Source organism: Ekhidna sp. ABH4_415 (assembly GCF_056161305.1).
The window spans coordinates 362,255-377,005 of the sequence record NZ_JBSWYW010000005.1; the positions used below are offsets into that span (position 1 = coordinate 362,255).

The 14,751-nt window shown below is 41.9% G+C and carries 17 protein-coding genes; 12 read left to right on the plus strand and 5 right to left on the minus strand.

What is annotated here, in order from left to right; translation table 11 throughout:
- From ACXAH9_RS10965 to ACXAH9_RS11005, 9 genes are all read left to right on the plus strand, one after another.
- A complete protein-coding gene (locus ACXAH9_RS10965; protein ID WP_474894901.1) occupies positions 1–567 on the plus strand; it encodes a 5-formyltetrahydrofolate cyclo-ligase in 567 nt (188 codons plus the stop codon).
- The gene (gene tpx, locus ACXAH9_RS10970; RefSeq protein WP_474894902.1) at positions 560–1,060 is read left to right on the plus strand and encodes a thiol peroxidase; all 501 of its coding nucleotides are present in this window, start codon (positions 560–562) and stop codon (positions 1,058–1,060) included. The genes ACXAH9_RS10965 and tpx overlap by 8 nt, the downstream gene beginning before the upstream one ends.
- Positions 1,061–1,184: 124 nt before the next feature.
- Positions 1,185–3,599: a TonB-dependent receptor gene (locus ACXAH9_RS10975; RefSeq protein ID WP_474894903.1), complete on the plus strand. Its 2,415-nt coding sequence runs from the start codon at positions 1,185–1,187 to the stop codon at positions 3,597–3,599.
- On the plus strand, positions 3,599–4,720 hold the full coding sequence (locus tag ACXAH9_RS10980) for a DUF4249 family protein (protein WP_474894904.1): 1,122 nt from the start codon (positions 3,599–3,601) through the stop codon (positions 4,718–4,720). The genes ACXAH9_RS10975 and ACXAH9_RS10980 overlap by 1 nt, the downstream gene beginning before the upstream one ends.
- Positions 4,721–4,914: 194 nt before the next feature.
- Positions 4,915–5,232: a rhodanese-like domain-containing protein gene (locus ACXAH9_RS10985; RefSeq protein ID WP_474894905.1), complete on the plus strand. Its 318-nt coding sequence runs from the start codon at positions 4,915–4,917 to the stop codon at positions 5,230–5,232.
- A complete protein-coding gene (locus ACXAH9_RS10990; protein ID WP_474894906.1) occupies positions 5,225–5,443 on the plus strand; it encodes a hypothetical protein in 219 nt (72 codons plus the stop codon). Before ACXAH9_RS10985 ends, ACXAH9_RS10990 begins: the two co-directional genes overlap by 8 nt.
- An 83-nt stretch (positions 5,444–5,526) precedes the next feature.
- Positions 5,527–7,470, plus strand: a complete 1,944-nt coding sequence (locus tag ACXAH9_RS10995; protein ID WP_474894907.1) for a formylglycine-generating enzyme family protein — start codon at positions 5,527–5,529, stop codon at positions 7,468–7,470.
- Positions 7,470–8,024, plus strand: a complete 555-nt coding sequence (locus tag ACXAH9_RS11000) for an RNA polymerase sigma factor (RefSeq protein ID WP_474894908.1) — start codon at positions 7,470–7,472, stop codon at positions 8,022–8,024. The genes ACXAH9_RS10995 and ACXAH9_RS11000 overlap by 1 nt, the downstream gene beginning before the upstream one ends.
- 1 nt (position 8,025) lies before the next feature.
- A complete protein-coding gene (locus ACXAH9_RS11005; RefSeq protein WP_474894909.1) occupies positions 8,026–8,559 on the plus strand; it encodes a hypothetical protein in 534 nt (177 codons plus the stop codon).
- A gap of 170 nt (positions 8,560–8,729) precedes the next feature.
- On the opposite strand, the gene ACXAH9_RS11010 is transcribed toward ACXAH9_RS11005, so the two are convergent.
- Positions 8,730–8,882: a hypothetical protein gene (locus ACXAH9_RS11010; RefSeq protein WP_474894910.1), complete on the minus strand. Its 153-nt coding sequence runs from the start codon at positions 8,880–8,882 to the stop codon at positions 8,730–8,732.
- A gap of 99 nt (positions 8,883–8,981) precedes the next feature.
- On the opposite strand from ACXAH9_RS11010, the gene ACXAH9_RS11015 reads away from it, so the two are divergent.
- A complete protein-coding gene (locus ACXAH9_RS11015; RefSeq protein WP_474894911.1) occupies positions 8,982–9,446 on the plus strand; it encodes a heme-binding domain-containing protein in 465 nt (154 codons plus the stop codon).
- 208 nt (positions 9,447–9,654) lie between these two features.
- On the opposite strand, the gene ACXAH9_RS11020 is transcribed toward ACXAH9_RS11015, so the two are convergent.
- The 3 genes from ACXAH9_RS11020 to ACXAH9_RS11030 are packed head-to-tail and all read right to left on the minus strand — an operon-like array spanning position 9,655 to position 11,736.
- A complete protein-coding gene (locus tag ACXAH9_RS11020) occupies positions 9,655–10,161 on the minus strand; it encodes a hypothetical protein (RefSeq protein WP_474894912.1) in 507 nt (168 codons plus the stop codon).
- Positions 10,162–10,165: 4 nt separating this feature from the next.
- A complete protein-coding gene (locus ACXAH9_RS11025) occupies positions 10,166–10,486 on the minus strand; it encodes a hypothetical protein (protein WP_474894913.1) in 321 nt (106 codons plus the stop codon).
- Entirely contained in the window at positions 10,483–11,736 is a 1,254-nt protein-coding gene (locus tag ACXAH9_RS11030; RefSeq protein ID WP_474894914.1) for an NAD(P)/FAD-dependent oxidoreductase, read from the minus strand. Before ACXAH9_RS11030 ends, ACXAH9_RS11025 begins: the two co-directional genes overlap by 4 nt.
- Before the next feature lie 42 nt (positions 11,737–11,778).
- On the opposite strand from ACXAH9_RS11030, the gene ACXAH9_RS11035 reads away from it, so the two are divergent.
- Both ACXAH9_RS11035 and ACXAH9_RS11040 read left to right on the plus strand, forming a co-directional pair.
- Entirely contained in the window at positions 11,779–13,683 is a 1,905-nt protein-coding gene (locus ACXAH9_RS11035; protein ID WP_474894915.1) for an AAA domain-containing protein, read from the plus strand.
- The gene (locus tag ACXAH9_RS11040) at positions 13,676–14,263 is read left to right on the plus strand and encodes a DUF6992 family protein (RefSeq protein ID WP_474894916.1); all 588 of its coding nucleotides are present in this window, start codon (positions 13,676–13,678) and stop codon (positions 14,261–14,263) included. Before ACXAH9_RS11035 ends, ACXAH9_RS11040 begins: the two co-directional genes overlap by 8 nt.
- A gap of 173 nt (positions 14,264–14,436) precedes the next feature.
- Here the strand turns inward: ACXAH9_RS11040 and ACXAH9_RS11045 are convergent, their stop codons facing one another.
- On the minus strand, positions 14,437–14,733 hold the full coding sequence (locus ACXAH9_RS11045) for a hypothetical protein (RefSeq protein WP_474894917.1): 297 nt from the start codon (positions 14,731–14,733) through the stop codon (positions 14,437–14,439).
- Between the last annotated feature and the right edge of the window lie 18 nt (positions 14,734–14,751).

Below are 14,751 nucleotides of genomic sequence, written 5' to 3' on the forward strand. Positions count from 1 at the left end.
ATGATTACCAAATCTACTTTTCGGAAAATCATATTGCAGTATCGAATGCTGATGGGAGGTGTACTGTATGAGCAAAGAAACGAACAGTTGTGCGAGTCATTGGCAGGCTTTATTACGAAGAGGAATCTTAAAAAAATACATACATTTTTATCTATTCAGAAGAACAATGAACCTGATGTCAAGCAACTATTCAAAAAATGGTGGTTAGAGAATATTGAGCTAGTGGTTTCCAAAACGGACTTTATGTTCAAGCAAATGCGTCACTATTATCTCAATGCTCAGACTGAGCTTGTTGAAAATAAAATGGGTATTCCTGAGCCTTCCAATGCTGAAGAGGCTACCATTGAAGATCTGGATCTTATACTGGTACCTCTACTGGTAAGCGATAAGGTTGGATATCGAATTGGTTATGGGGGCGGCTACTACGATCGGCTTCTCAAAGAAACAAAAGCACTGAAAGTGGGGTTATCTTTATCTCCTCCGGTAGATGAGATTCTACAAAGAGAAGAATGGGATATTCCTTTAGACTATTTAATTACACCTTTTAAAACCTACAGTTATGGCTAAAATCACACTAGGCGGAAATGAAACAAATACCATTGGCGATCTCCCTGATATCGGAAGCCAGGCACCAGACTTTACATTAGTAAGTAAAGACATGCAGGAAAAAACGTTGGCAAGTTATCACGGTCAGAACGTCATTTTAAACATCTACCCCAGCATTGACACAGGTGTTTGTGCCATGTCTACCAAAAAGTTTAATCAGGAAGCATCCAAGCTTGGTAACACACGCATTGTATGTGTTTCTAAAGATTTGCCTTTTGCTTTGAAAAGGTATTGCGATGCGGAGGGCATTGACAACCTGGACAATCTTACCAACTTCCGTGATGGTGGAGATTTTGGAAAAAACTACGGGGTTGAAATTACCGATGGAGCATTTAAAGGCCTCAATGCCCGTGCTGTGGTCGTGATTGATGAGGAGGGCAAAGTGAAATACACTGAGCTTGTACCGGAGGTTGGTCAAGAACCTAATTATGATAAAGCTTTAGCAGCCATTTAGGCGGTCGGTGCAACCATTTGCCATCTTTCTTCATTAAGGAGTTGTTATTAAGAAGTTTAGACGAAACTATTTTAAGGTTGGTGCGTCTTTCGAGAGGTCAATCACTTAAAAGAAGATCACCATTTTGAAAAATTTACTGCTGTTTTTAGCTGTCATTCCATTTTTTCTGACAGCACAGGAAAAGTATACCATCAATGGGTATGTTAAAGATGCGGCTAATGGGGAAGCACTTATAGGTGCGACGGTATTAATCGAAGAGCTTGGTACCGGGAACATCACCAATGTTTATGGTTTTTATGCAATCACACTCCCACCGGGTAATTACACCGTCACATATCGATACCTGGGATTCATCACTCAGAAGAAGCAAGTCTCTCTCTCTGAAAATACACGAATCGATGTGGAGCTTGCCGAGGAGCAAACCCAGCTTGAGGAGGTAGTGGTCACCGCTGAGCCGGAAGATGAAAATGTGACCAGCACAGAGATGAGCGTTGCAGAACTTGACATTAAGACCATCAGTAAAATTCCGGTTTTTGCAGGAGAGTTAGATATACTGAAAAGTATTCAACTACTACCAGGGGTTAGTACGGTTGGTGAGGGAGCCTCAGGCTTTAATGTTCGTGGAGGATCCGTTGGTCAAAATCTGGTGCTTCTGGATGAAGCTCCGGTTTACCAAAGCTCACACCTGTTTGGGTTTTTCTCAGTATTTAATCCGGATGCGGTGAAAGACATTAAGCTTTACAAGGGCGGAATTCCAGCAAACTATGGGGGCCGGCTATCTTCTATTCTGGACATCCGCATGAAAGAGGGAAATATTAAAGAATTTGATATTTCAGGAGGCATTGGAACGGTATTTAGCCGACTGACACTCGAAGGTCCTATTAAAAAAGATAAAGCATCATTCATTTTAGCGGGCCGGAGGTCTTATGCTGATGTGCCAATCAAATTATTTACGGATGTGCTGGACGATGGAGCCGGATTGTATTTCTATGACCTTACAGCAAAGGCCAACTACAACATCGACTCAAAAAACCGCATTTATGCTTCAGGGTATTTTGGCAGGGATGTCTTCAAGTTCGATGAATTACAGGGTTTTAATTGGGGAAACCAGACGGCCTCTGTTCGGTGGAACCACCTGTTCAATGATCGTTTCTTTAGCAATTTCACAGCCTTCTACAGCAATTATGATTACGCTTTTGAGTTTGGCAACACAGATGATGATCAGTTTGATTGGAGCTCGAAGATTCGCACGCTAAACTTCAAACCCTATTTTACCTACTTTCCTGATCAAAAGAATGAGATCACCTTTGGGGGAGAAATCCTGCATTACACCTTCTTCCCAGCCAATGCGATTGGATTTACATCAGGTGAAGCAATTGACTTAACGCTCGATAAGAAGAAAGCACTTGAAGGAGGCATTTATGTTAGCAATAAGCAAAAGATCGGAGATAAATGGAATGTGGAATATGGGCTTAGATATTCTTATTTCAATCACATGGGGCCAGGAGAGCGATATTCGTTTGGAGACACTCTGGCTGGAATCAGGAAGCCGGTTAGGGATACAACCAACATATCGTCCGGATCGTCAATAGCAAAATTTGGTAACCTGGAGCCGCGACTTTCAGTTCGGTATCAGCTGAATGATGTTTCTTCAATCAAGGCTAGCTACAACCGAATGAATCAATACATTCATTTGATTTCTAATACAGTGGCTGCTACGCCGATCGACGTATGGCAGCCAAGTACGAATAACATTCAACCGCAACAGGGAGATCAGGTGGCGCTGGGATACTTCAGAAACTTTAAAAACAATCAATTTGAGACATCTGTTGAGGCGTACTTTAAGTGGACCCGAAATCAGGTAGACTATATTGATGGGGCGGACTTGTTTATCAACGAACTGCTGGAAGCCGATGTGCTTTCTGGAATTGGCAGAGCCTATGGGTTAGAGCTTTACATTAAGAAAAATAAGGGCCGATTGACCGGATGGCTGAGTTATACACTGAGTAGGTCTGAGTTAAAAATTGATGGGATCAATACAGGCCTAAACAATGAATTTAATGAAGGAAGATGGTACCCGACCCGATTCGACCAAACGCACAATCTTAAGTTGGTTTCTAACTACCAATTGAACGATCGCAAGAATTTGTCTGCCACCTTTAGCTATATCACGGGAACACCTACTACCTATCCAACCGATCGAATTCAGGTGGCAGGATATATAATACCGGTCAATGACGGAAGCAGAAACAATGTCCGGATACCGGATTATCACCGCTTGGATATTTCTTACACCATCAATTACAATTGGGTCAGTAAGAAAGGCAAGCCGAGATCGAGCAGCCTGGTGCTTTCCGTGTATAATCTCTACAATCGTAAAAATGCTTTTGCGATCAACTTTACTCAGGACGAACAAAGGGTTGGATACAACAACCTAAATAACCTGGTGCTGCCGTCAGAACGCATACAGACCACTGCTTCTCAGACATCCATTCTGTTTTTTGTTTTACCAGCAATCACATACAATTTCAAATTCTAATGAGACATAAACTTTTATATATACTGTTAATTGGTGGAGTGTTTTTCTCATGTGAAACAGAAGTAGATCCTACGCTTGATTCTTCACTGAATGTGTTGGTGATTGATGCCTGGCTGACTAACACAGATTCTATACAACACATTAATATCACACGATCCCAATCTTATTTTGACTCGCAGACTCCAAGCAAAGTACCGGGTGCTTCCGTGACTGTAAGAGACCTTAATAGCAACACCCTCTACTCATTCGAAGAGGAAGAAGAAAGATATACCTGGAGAGGTGGAAATGGAGCAACACTGGGCATTATTGGCAATCAATATGAATTGCGAGTGGAACTAAATGGAGACATCTACACCTCAAGAACAACACTGAATGACGTGCCTCCCGTTGATAGTATAAGCTTCCGCCTCGAGGAAGGGAATTCATTTTTTGATAATCTCATATTTGGGGAAGTTTTCGCAACAGACCTGAAGGGACAAGATGATACTTACTGGATCAAAGCATGGAAAAATGGACAGTTTCTTGGAAATATAGATGAGATCAATATCGCGTATGATGCGGCGTTTTCGCCTGACGCAGATAATGATGGCGTACAATTTATCCAGCCTATCAGGGATTTGATAAGCCCAATTGATGAATCACGTGACGAGGAAATTCTATCACCATATTCCTTACCGGATACACTGTTGGTTTATGGTGATACGCTGATCTATAAAGCAGACAGTTCCAAATATGGGATCATAGATGGGGAAAACGTCTTGTTTGAATTAGAAGGAGTATTTGCAAGCAACCGAGTCCCCGACTACCTAAAATCTCTTCCTCTCAATGACGATCGATTTATACCCTTGGGTGACACTGCCTTGTATCTGCAAGGAGATTCCGTGTATGTGGAAATTCATTCCATCTCAAATGAGGCCTACTTCTTCCTGAATCAGGTGATTATTGAATCGGGAAGAGAAGGTGGGTTTGGAGCCCTATTCGCAACTCCTCTCGCGAATGTTTCTACCAACATAATAGCAGAAAATAACAGTAATCTAGTTGCTGGATTCTTCAATATTGCAGCTGTATCGAGTGCTGGAAATCGACTCAAAGCTGAGGGCCAAATTCGAGAGATTAAATAAGTTTATCAATTCTGAAATCCAACATCTATCAAAAGCTCGTATGTATCACTACAATTTAAATCGTGGTGACGATTTATAGCTGGTTGGTGATAGATGCCCCGGTCATGAAAGTGATCGGGGTTTTCTAATTAAGTGGCATAGTAACATTTGTTACATTCAAGCTCGAATGATTCATCCAACTTTGAACTAAAAAAATGAGCTTTAAGAATATAGATGTTCAGGAGTTTAAACGATTGATGTCTAAACCTGATCATGTCGTTTTAGATGTAAGATCTCCACAGGAATTGGTGGAAGGAGAAATTCCTGGACATGTGATGATCAATATGTTTGATCCATCGTTTATGGAGAAAATTGAAGGGTTAGACAAGTCAAAAGCCTACCTTATTTACTGTCGAAGTGGCAACAGAAGTGGACAGGCATCCGCAATGATGGCTAGTATGGGATTTGGAAGTTTATATAACCTCACCGGAGGTATTGGAGCCTGGAATCAACACAACCGAATAGATGAATAAGAAATCATCATTGGCTATTCCAATTATTCTTGTGCTTACTTTAGGACTAGCACCCTACTTTCCAGAGCCACACATTTGGGGAAAGATTAAATGGGTGCTTGGAGGTGCAGACGGTATGCAACCGATGGATTGGTTTGATCTTCTGCTCCATGGAGCACCATGGGTTTATTTGATTTATCTTATTGCCAACAAGGCAATGAAGAGCAAATAATGAGAAAAAAATTGAGGGTAAGCTGAACCTCCAAGCTATTCAAGTGTATGGCGTTATAAATTGATTAACGAAATACACTTGATATGAAGAGATACCTAACACTTTTTCTGGTTTTCATAGTACTAAGAACGGAGGCAAACGAACCTCCCTGTGTACCTCTAAAAATAACTGAGCTACGAACTAAAAGTTGGTATAATCAGACCATGCAATCTTGGGAAGCGTATCTAGAAGATAATCCCGCGGACAAATTAGCATGGATTCACTATTTTCGATCCGCAGAGTTTAGCAATCAAAGCAATGAAAAGCTGCGTTCAATTCACAGCAAAGTAAGCGAGCTATTTCCAAATAGTTACCTAAGTCATTACCTGGCCTTTAAGATAGCAAGGTGGAATGCTGAAAGCATTGTAAATCTGGAAAAAGCCATATCTCTGAATACAGAGGATAACTTCGCTCTTGAAGACCAGCTTATCCTTTCCGAACTTAAGCGAAGCGGAGACCGTCATAAATGGTCAAAAGACTTATTCAACTCCGGCCTAATTCACTCCAGCACGCTCAATTACAACTATAATTTATTAATGTCTGTCAATGAAGGAGGCATCCTACTCACCGATGCGCTTCATACCACCATTCCGATATGGATACTTCAAGACGTAATGAATGTCCGCAAGGACGTAACGGTCATTAACCTTGAACTTGCCCGTCAAAGAGAGGATTACCTCGCAGCGATTCTGGACAGTAAGGGGCTCAACGCATCAGTCGGAAGTTTACTTACGGTTAATGATTGGGACATTTATTATGCGCTTACATTACCAAGAGAACAACTTTCAGCAATAGAAAACCGACTCTATGTAGTAGGACTTGCTTCAACTTATGGTTCTGATTCGTTTGATCACTTTGAGGTTCTGAGAAAAAATGTTGAAGAAAAGTTTCTGTTGGATTACCTATCCATTGACTTCAACGGAGAGCCTCAAACAGCAACAGGACGGGTACTGTCATCAAATTACATTGTGCCGTTAATGCTATTAAAAGATTTTTATGATCAACTAGACGATCAGGAAAAATCAAATGAACTCAAAGCTCAAATCTTAGGACTAGCAGAAAAATCTCAAATAAGAGCAAGGGTGGAGTTACTCCTCAATGCTAAAAAGTCTCCTCCTACCTTTAAGGTGGTGGATTTTGACATCAAAGCGTTGGATAAGCACATGATGAAGATAAAGGATGGTATCTATGCTTCTGAAATTGAGCTGAGCAATCGGGAGTTCTGGTTCTACATGGAGTACCTCCGAACAAATGGATATGAGGAGTTATACGAAAAAGGACTGATTGACCTCTCTGAATATGATGAGGTTACTAGAGCATTATTAAGCAGCTACCACTACAGCCCTACAAACGCCCAAGTGGAGGAAAAGAAACGCCCAGAGGGAAGTTATTTTGATTATCCGGTGATGGATATCTCTTTCGAAGTAGCGAATGATTACTGTGAATGGCTCACCGTTCAATACAATTCCCACCCCAAAAGGAAATACAAAAAGGTGCGTTTCAGATTGCCAAGTAAAAATGAGTGGACAATGGCTGCAGTTGGTTTTCCAAAATTCACCTCATGGGAACTGGATGAAAACAAGGTTGAAGCTTGGAGCAGAGTCACTAATGAAAAGAACATCTATGATATGAGTAAGGAAAAAGTATCCTATCCATGGTACTATGAGTGGGAAATGCGCAATAGCATTACGAATGAAAAGGATTGCTACCTGGCAAATGTGAAAGTGCCTGAGGAGGTTACATGCGCGGCAGGGATCAAAGGAGACGGCCATACCTTCACTTCTCCGGTAGCCACTTATTTTTCAAATAACTTCGGTCTCTATGACGTAGTAGGAAATGTGGCTGAGATGACCAACGAGGAGGGAGTAGCCATGGGGGGGAGCTGGAGGCATCTAGCGGAGGAGTGTACTGTTACTAGCGTAAATAAATATGAGGGAAGAGATCTTGGTGTTGGATTCCGCTTATTTATGGAAATAATCGAAGAATAATGTTCTTCACTAAGCATAAAAACAAATCTGATGAAGAGCTAATGGTCCTGGTAAAGCACCAGGATCATCAAGCCTTTTCGATCCTTTACAATCGCTATGCCGACCGATTATGTGCATTCTTTTATCGAATGCTTTGGGCGGATAGACAAATGGCGGAAGATTTTGTACATGATTTATTTTCAAAGCTTATTAATAAACCGGAACAGTATAATGAAGACTACCTTGTGAAGCCCTGGCTGTTTCGTATCGCTTCCAACATGTGTAAAAATGCCTACCGAAAACGAAACTTTGAAAACGCCTACCGGGAAATGTATCAACAAGAGTCATCGTACGAAGAAGGTCATGATCTCAGTATGGATGAAGTAGTCCTGACGGATCAAATTCATGAAATTCTTGATGGTATGGGTGAAGAAAAAAAGATGATTTTTCTTTTGAGATATCAACAAGAACTTCCTGTGCAGGAGATAGCGGACTTGCTTGAGATATCAGTTGGAACTGTTAAATCCCGCATTTTTTATACGAAAGAAAAAATTAAAACCTCAATCAAATACTAAGATGGAGCATTTTGAAAAAATTGAATCTTTACTAAAGAATAAGAGCTATGATGAGCTCAGTAAATCCGAGCGAGCTTTAGTGGATCAAGAACTCTCGAAAGAAAATTACGAGGAGTTGAGATTGAGCATAGTAGGGCTTAGGGATGAGAAGTTGAAAGTGGGCAGGGATGTAAAGCGTTCACTGATGCATGAGATGAGACCCAAGTCGTCATTTAACCCTTTTTCTTTATTACAAACACGTATTCCAGCTTATGCCATGTTGATACCGCTATTGTTATTCTTCTTTTTCATTTTCAGCAAGCCCAAGGAAGTTGAAATTCCGGAAGCCCAAATAGTTGAAGTGATGGTATATGATACTATCCATGTGAAGCAAATTGATACGCTGGTAGTGGAACGCATAATCCGTATTCCTCAAAAGGTCTACATCACTGAAAATACCATCCCTGAAGATGTTAAGTCAGTTAAAAAAGCAGTAGAGAAGACAACACTTTCTGATCAAACGGAAATCATGAATTTGGTGATTAGAGGAGAGTAAAGAGCTCCTAAGAGGTCTTTGTTTCACAAATCATACATCACCGTTAACAATCCATACCGCTGCTGGATTGTATAGGAAAACGTACTAATCAAATTATCACTGAAACTATCGCTTTAAACCATTAGCGTGTCTAGTAAATTCAACTCCTGAACCTTAAACTCCCAAGGACTCTACTTTTTGCGATAGCTCAAGGATGCGTCCAGCATATCAAAAGTCGTTTCCTGATTTTCATTCTTGTTTATGTAGTTGTTGTAAGCGTCCAGTCGCAACCCCATATTAATGTAAGAGGTTATAGATATAAGTTGATTGTAAGGGATTAGCATTGTTGGCGTTAAAGCATCAGAATCACTAGAAGTAGTGAAAGTTTAATGACCCTATATTTTTAATTTGCAGCCCTTCAAAAGCATAATTTTCGAATTCAGATGAAAAAATATATCAAACCTGCCCTTCTTGTTTTGCTTGGTGCTGTCATTATTCTTCAGTTTTTCAGAGGAACCCCTCCGGAAGTAAGAGCTGAAAACCCTAACGATATCATGGCTCATGAGGTGATTGATGGGGAGGTAGCTACTTTGCTACGAAATGCCTGCTACGATTGTCACTCGATGGAGACAAACTATCCGTGGTATACCTATATCACTCCATTGTCATGGTGGATTTTCGAGCATGTAGAGCATGGTCGTGAAGAGCTGAATTTTTCAGAGTGGGCAACCTTCTCCATGAAGCGCAAGCTGCATAAGCTGGAAGAAATCAGTGAAGAAACCCTGGAAGGTGAGATGCCATTAGAATCCTATACTCCTGTGCACACTGAAGCACAGCTTACCGATGAACAGCGACAGCTAATCAGTGACTGGGCACTGGGCATGGTTGAGGCTGCCAGGGAGAATTAAATCAGCATAGAAATAGCTGTTAGGATTTCAGCAAGTCCACCCTATGTGGAAGTATTGGAGCAGATTTATTTACAGGATATTCAAGAGCTGAGGAAAGAGATATCTTCCATTTAGAGGAAAATGTCGCTATTAAGGTGATCTTTGATCATCAATTTTTGTTACTTAAACACTTACTTGTGAAATTTTCTGTCCCCGGACCAGAAAGGACTCAAGCAACTTTTAAGGCGATTTTAGATACGCTTTTTTTAGACCAGGATTTAAATCTTCTCCAAAACAAACGCTGGGCGCGATCCCAGAAATTGTAAATCCAGGGCTTCACATAAGAACTAATGGTACAAGTGAGCCTGGTTTTTCCATCTTTTTCTTCCGTCCAAAATTCCAATCGATATGGACGAATCCACCGAAAGGATAGGGCATAGCTTCCATAGAAATATTGCAGGTCGCGATAGTCGGGTTTAATGCTGGAAAGCTTTCCTGCAAAGTTTATGAATGGACCTGTGTGATTGGTAAGTACTTCTTCATGAAATCCATTTGGAATGGTGTCAGGGTCGGGGCTGTAGAATTCTACTTTGTAAGGCCAAACCTGTGTATCCGTAAAGGTCTTTGGGTCATTGAGCCATGTCCATACATGCTCTGCAGCATGAGGCATGGCGACTTCAAAAGAATAGCTGTGTGCTTTGTACCCTGGAGGGAGAGGTTGTAGTAATTGACTCATGGTATTAAGATTGTAGTGTTTTTTTATCTGATTTATAATGCTGCTTGCCCGTGTTACTTCCCTGGAAGAAGGTCATAAAACCTACACCGTAGTAATTTACCTTGATCGTGCCAAAAGCATATTCGTAGGTACTAAACAGGAAAAAGGATTGATAGCGGCTTGAACCTATCACCGCAAGTTGCTCTGAGGAGATCTTGGCACCATGATGAATCGTTCCGAAATCGTCAGCGACAGTTTGTAAGAACTTCTTCTCCGATGGATTGCCCAAGACTAAGAATGCCAGTATGGCCATGAACAATAGGGTTATGCTTTTTTGCTTAATCATCCGAAAGTAATTAATGAGTCTTCTAACACTTGATTTGCAACGCGAGCGGCAGCTTCGCCTGAAACCATTGCGGCATTGAGCGATCCGTTTAAGTGATGATCTCCCGCGAGCGCTATGTGATCCATCAGCAGCATTTCCCGGTCGTCTCTTGAGTATTGCAGATCATTTAGTTTAGGCAGAGCTCTGTCGATTCGGTAGTGCTTCAAGAATGTGAGATCGTTTATGCCAAAATCGGTAGATAACTCATGCTTTACGATGCTTATCAATTCCTCTTTTGAATATTGATGCTCCTGCACGACAGTGACTGATAATAATTCCTCCGGCCCGGTTGTATTTGTCTCGATGCTGGAAGGATAAAAGATATTATTAACCAAAGCGCCTGTGGTAGCATTTAGACCGATGATTGGCTTTTGGATCACCCGTCTTTTTGCCGTGAAGTATAAATTGTCGCACGTTTTCCAGTCAAGGGTGGAAGCATAATTTGAAATGAGTTCAGAAGGATCAGTTGCAACAATCACAAAATCAGATTTTACAGTGGTTCCGTCTGTTAAAGTGATCTCATTATTCTTGACCTCATTTACCTTTTGATTGTACTGGACAGTAGTATTTTCCAAAGCAGCGGCTAGCTGTTCGCTGATAGCGCCAATTCCCCCTTTGGGAATAACCGCATCTCCCTTACCAAAGAGTTTGTACACATAGCTGAACATACGGTTAGAGGTATGCAGGTCTGGTTCCAGAAAAATACCGCTGAAAAACGGTCGGAAGAAGTTTTGAATGACTCTATCACTAAATCCAAGACCTTGAAGATGTGCTAAAGTGGTTTCTTCATTGTCGTCAAAAACAGCTTCCAGATCTCGTTTACCCAGATCCCGCTTCAGCTTGAAAATTTTTGTTTTGTCTTTGAATGTAGCGGACTTGCTAAATACAGTAGACAATAAAAAGGAGGCATCACGCATCGGATCTCCAAAAAGCGATGATTTGCCATTGCTAAAAATGAGCGCTCCTGCACTTAGCTTCTGAAGGTCCAGTTGCCCGTAATCAAGATATTTTTTGGCCATAGGATATGCATCCAAAAGCACCTGAAATCCACGATCCAGTTGATAACCATTGATAATGTCTGTTTGTACTCTACCACCAGAGCGAGTGCTGCTTTCCAGAATAATTGGAGCATAGCCCATCTTCTCCAAATTCCTTGCAGCTATTAATCCACTTATGCCAGCTCCAACGATGTGTATTTTCGCGTCTTTCATTTCTTATCAACCAATTCCAGAGTTTTGTGTTTACTTTCCTGTATGACTCCAGAACAAATCATCGATTCCTTTGAGCATCAGCTCAACCTGCTGAAGAAAGAAAAAAAAGCAGATTACGCTTTGTATCAGGAGCGAATGATGAACACCTCAATCGAGGAGCGTGAAAAAAACGGAGTGACTTGGTATCCAATTAAGATCGTCAGTGACTTCATAAGTACCGGGGAGCGGATCACCGTAGAGGTGCGAAAGACCAAAAATCAGGATCAAAAGCATGCCTTTCAGGTGGGTGCTGTGGTTGGTATTTTTTCCGGGACTGAGGAAAAGGATAAAACGTTAGGGGGCGTGGTGAGCTACCTGAAGGAAGATACCATGCGTATTGTGCTCAATCAATCTTTCCTACCTGACTGGATAAAGGAAGATAAGCTTGGCATCAACCTGCTATTCGATGATGGGACCTATCGTGAGATGAACAGAGCCCTGAACCTGGTGATGAATGCCAAAAACGATCGGCTGGCAGAGTTGAGGGATATTTTCTGTGGTATCAAAAAAGCGAATTTCAATTCAGGTCATAATTATGAGCTTCCGACGCTGAATGCTGTTCAGAATGAAGCCTACTCTAAGGTGATTGATTCTCAAGATGTGGCGTTTGTGCATGGTCCTCCCGGGACAGGCAAAACAACCACACTGGTAAAATGCATCAAGGAGGCTGTACGAACGGAGAAGCAAGTGCTTGTATGCGCGCCAAGCAATGCTGCTGTGGATTTGTTAGTAGAAAAATTGATTGGTGAGGATTTAAATGTGCTTAGGATTGGTCACCCGGCACGACTCACACCAGACGTGGTAGAAAACAGCCTTGATGTAAAGATCAGCAAGCACCCGGACTTCAATAGGCTGAGAGAAATGCGAAAGCAGTCCGAGGAATACAGAAACCTGGCCGGTAAATACAAGCGATCTTTTGGCCGGCAGGAGAAGAAGCAACGTGACCTGCTGTATAAGGAGGCCCGCGCCTTAAAAAGTGAATCCAGGCACTTAGAGAATTACATCTCCGAAAACCTGGTGGATCAGGCGCAAGTGATCGCCTGTACTTTGACGGGGAGCAGTCAATCCTTGATAAAAGACCGACTCTTTAAAACGGTCTTTATAGACGAATCTTCCCAGGCTCTGGAAGGAGCCGCCTGGATCCCAATAACCAGAGCGCAACAGGTGGTCATGTCGGGCGATCATTTTCAGCTACCCCCAACAATAAAATCATTTGAAGCAGCTAAAGAAGGTCTTGAGGATACACTTTTTGCTAAGGGTCTTAGGGCTCAACCGGAAGGAGTGGTCATGCTTGAGGTTCAATACCGGATGCACCCAACAATCATGGGGTTTTCAAGCAAGCGATTTTATCAGGGCAAATTAAAGGCTGATGCTAGCATCCTACAGCGTCCACAGCTGTTTGACCAAGTGGTAAGTATGGTCGATACAGCAGGAGCCGGGTTTGGGGAAAAAATGAAACAGGAGACTCTAAGCACATACAACGAAGAAGAAGCTGATGCATTGGTTTACCTCATGGAGCAGGACAAACTGGAGGGTCTGTCAATCGGGGTGATTGCACCTTACAAAGCTCAAGTGGAGGTATTGAAGCATCGCATCAATCGATCGGAAAGGTTGGCATCTCATCGTGAGGATATAGATGTGAATAGTGTAGACGCTTTTCAGGGACAGGAACGAGACGTAATCTATATTTCATTGGTTCGGTCAAATCCTGACGGTATCATTGGATTTCTCAAAGAATACCGAAGGCTTAATGTGGCCATGACCCGTGCTCGGTACCGACTGGTCCTGGTCGGAGATTCCAGCACCCTAGGCGTTGATCCATTCTTCAAAGACCTCATAGAATATGTCCAAACTGAAGGGCATTACGCTTCCGTTTACGAGTACCCTGAATTGATGAATTATGTATAAAAGATTGTTCTTCTTTCTAACTGTATTTGCTACGTTCTACCTGGCGAATGCCCAACAGCTTGATTCCTTTAATGTGGAGAGGCTTGACCTGACAAGAAAAGGAATGTTGGCTCTGGGTTCTTGGGCGATTACAAATATTGCCCTAAGTCCGATTTTAGCAAGTCGCGCTTCAGGTCATGATAAATACTTCCATCAAATGAATGGCTACTGGAATGGCGTTAACCTAATACTAGCTGGGTTCGGGTACTATTCTGCTGCTACTGGAAATGCTTTAGGTTTAAGCTTAAGCGAGACGTTGCTGGAGCAGCATTCCATTGAGAAAATCCTACTTTTCAATGCCGGGCTTGACCTTGCTTACGTCGCTGGTGGATTCCTTTTGAAAGAGCGATCAAAAAACGCAACCAAAAACGCGGATCGATTCAAAGGGTTTGGTCAATCTTTGATTTTGCAGGGGGGATTTCTTTTCGCATTCGACGTAGCATTTTACCTGATTCAGAAAAGTCATGGGTTCATACTTTTCAAGTACGTAGATCAGCTGTCGTTTACGCCTGCCGGAATGAGCCTCATCTGGAAAATATGAAAACTAAGACCTGTGCGACCTGTCAGCAAGATCATGACGTGATGTACCGCATACAAACACAAAAAGGGAAAGAGTGGATCTTTGTGTGCGAGCAATGTTTGCGTGTCCATCAAAAGGGTTCTTTTTATCGATACGGAGGTACCTGGAAAGGCTATCGGCATTGATGATTGGAGCTACTTAGCTTTCTTCACTTTTTGATGACCAGTAATCGCATCAATCATTTTGACGTAACTAACCTTTTTACCTGACTCTTTAGAAACATAGGAAAACTGGAGCCCTTCAAGCTCAACCTTACACTTACCAAGCTCATATCGCTGAGCCATTACCTCATCCCCTTCCATGATGGGATTTCCATCCATGTCCAATAGCTGAGGAGGCTGTTTTTCTTTTGGTTTCTTTTTGAAGAATTTGAGCATGGGGCTGCAATAATAAAATGAATTATTGTTTTCATGTGTTTTGTACTCCTTCAAAATCACCAGGAATAAACC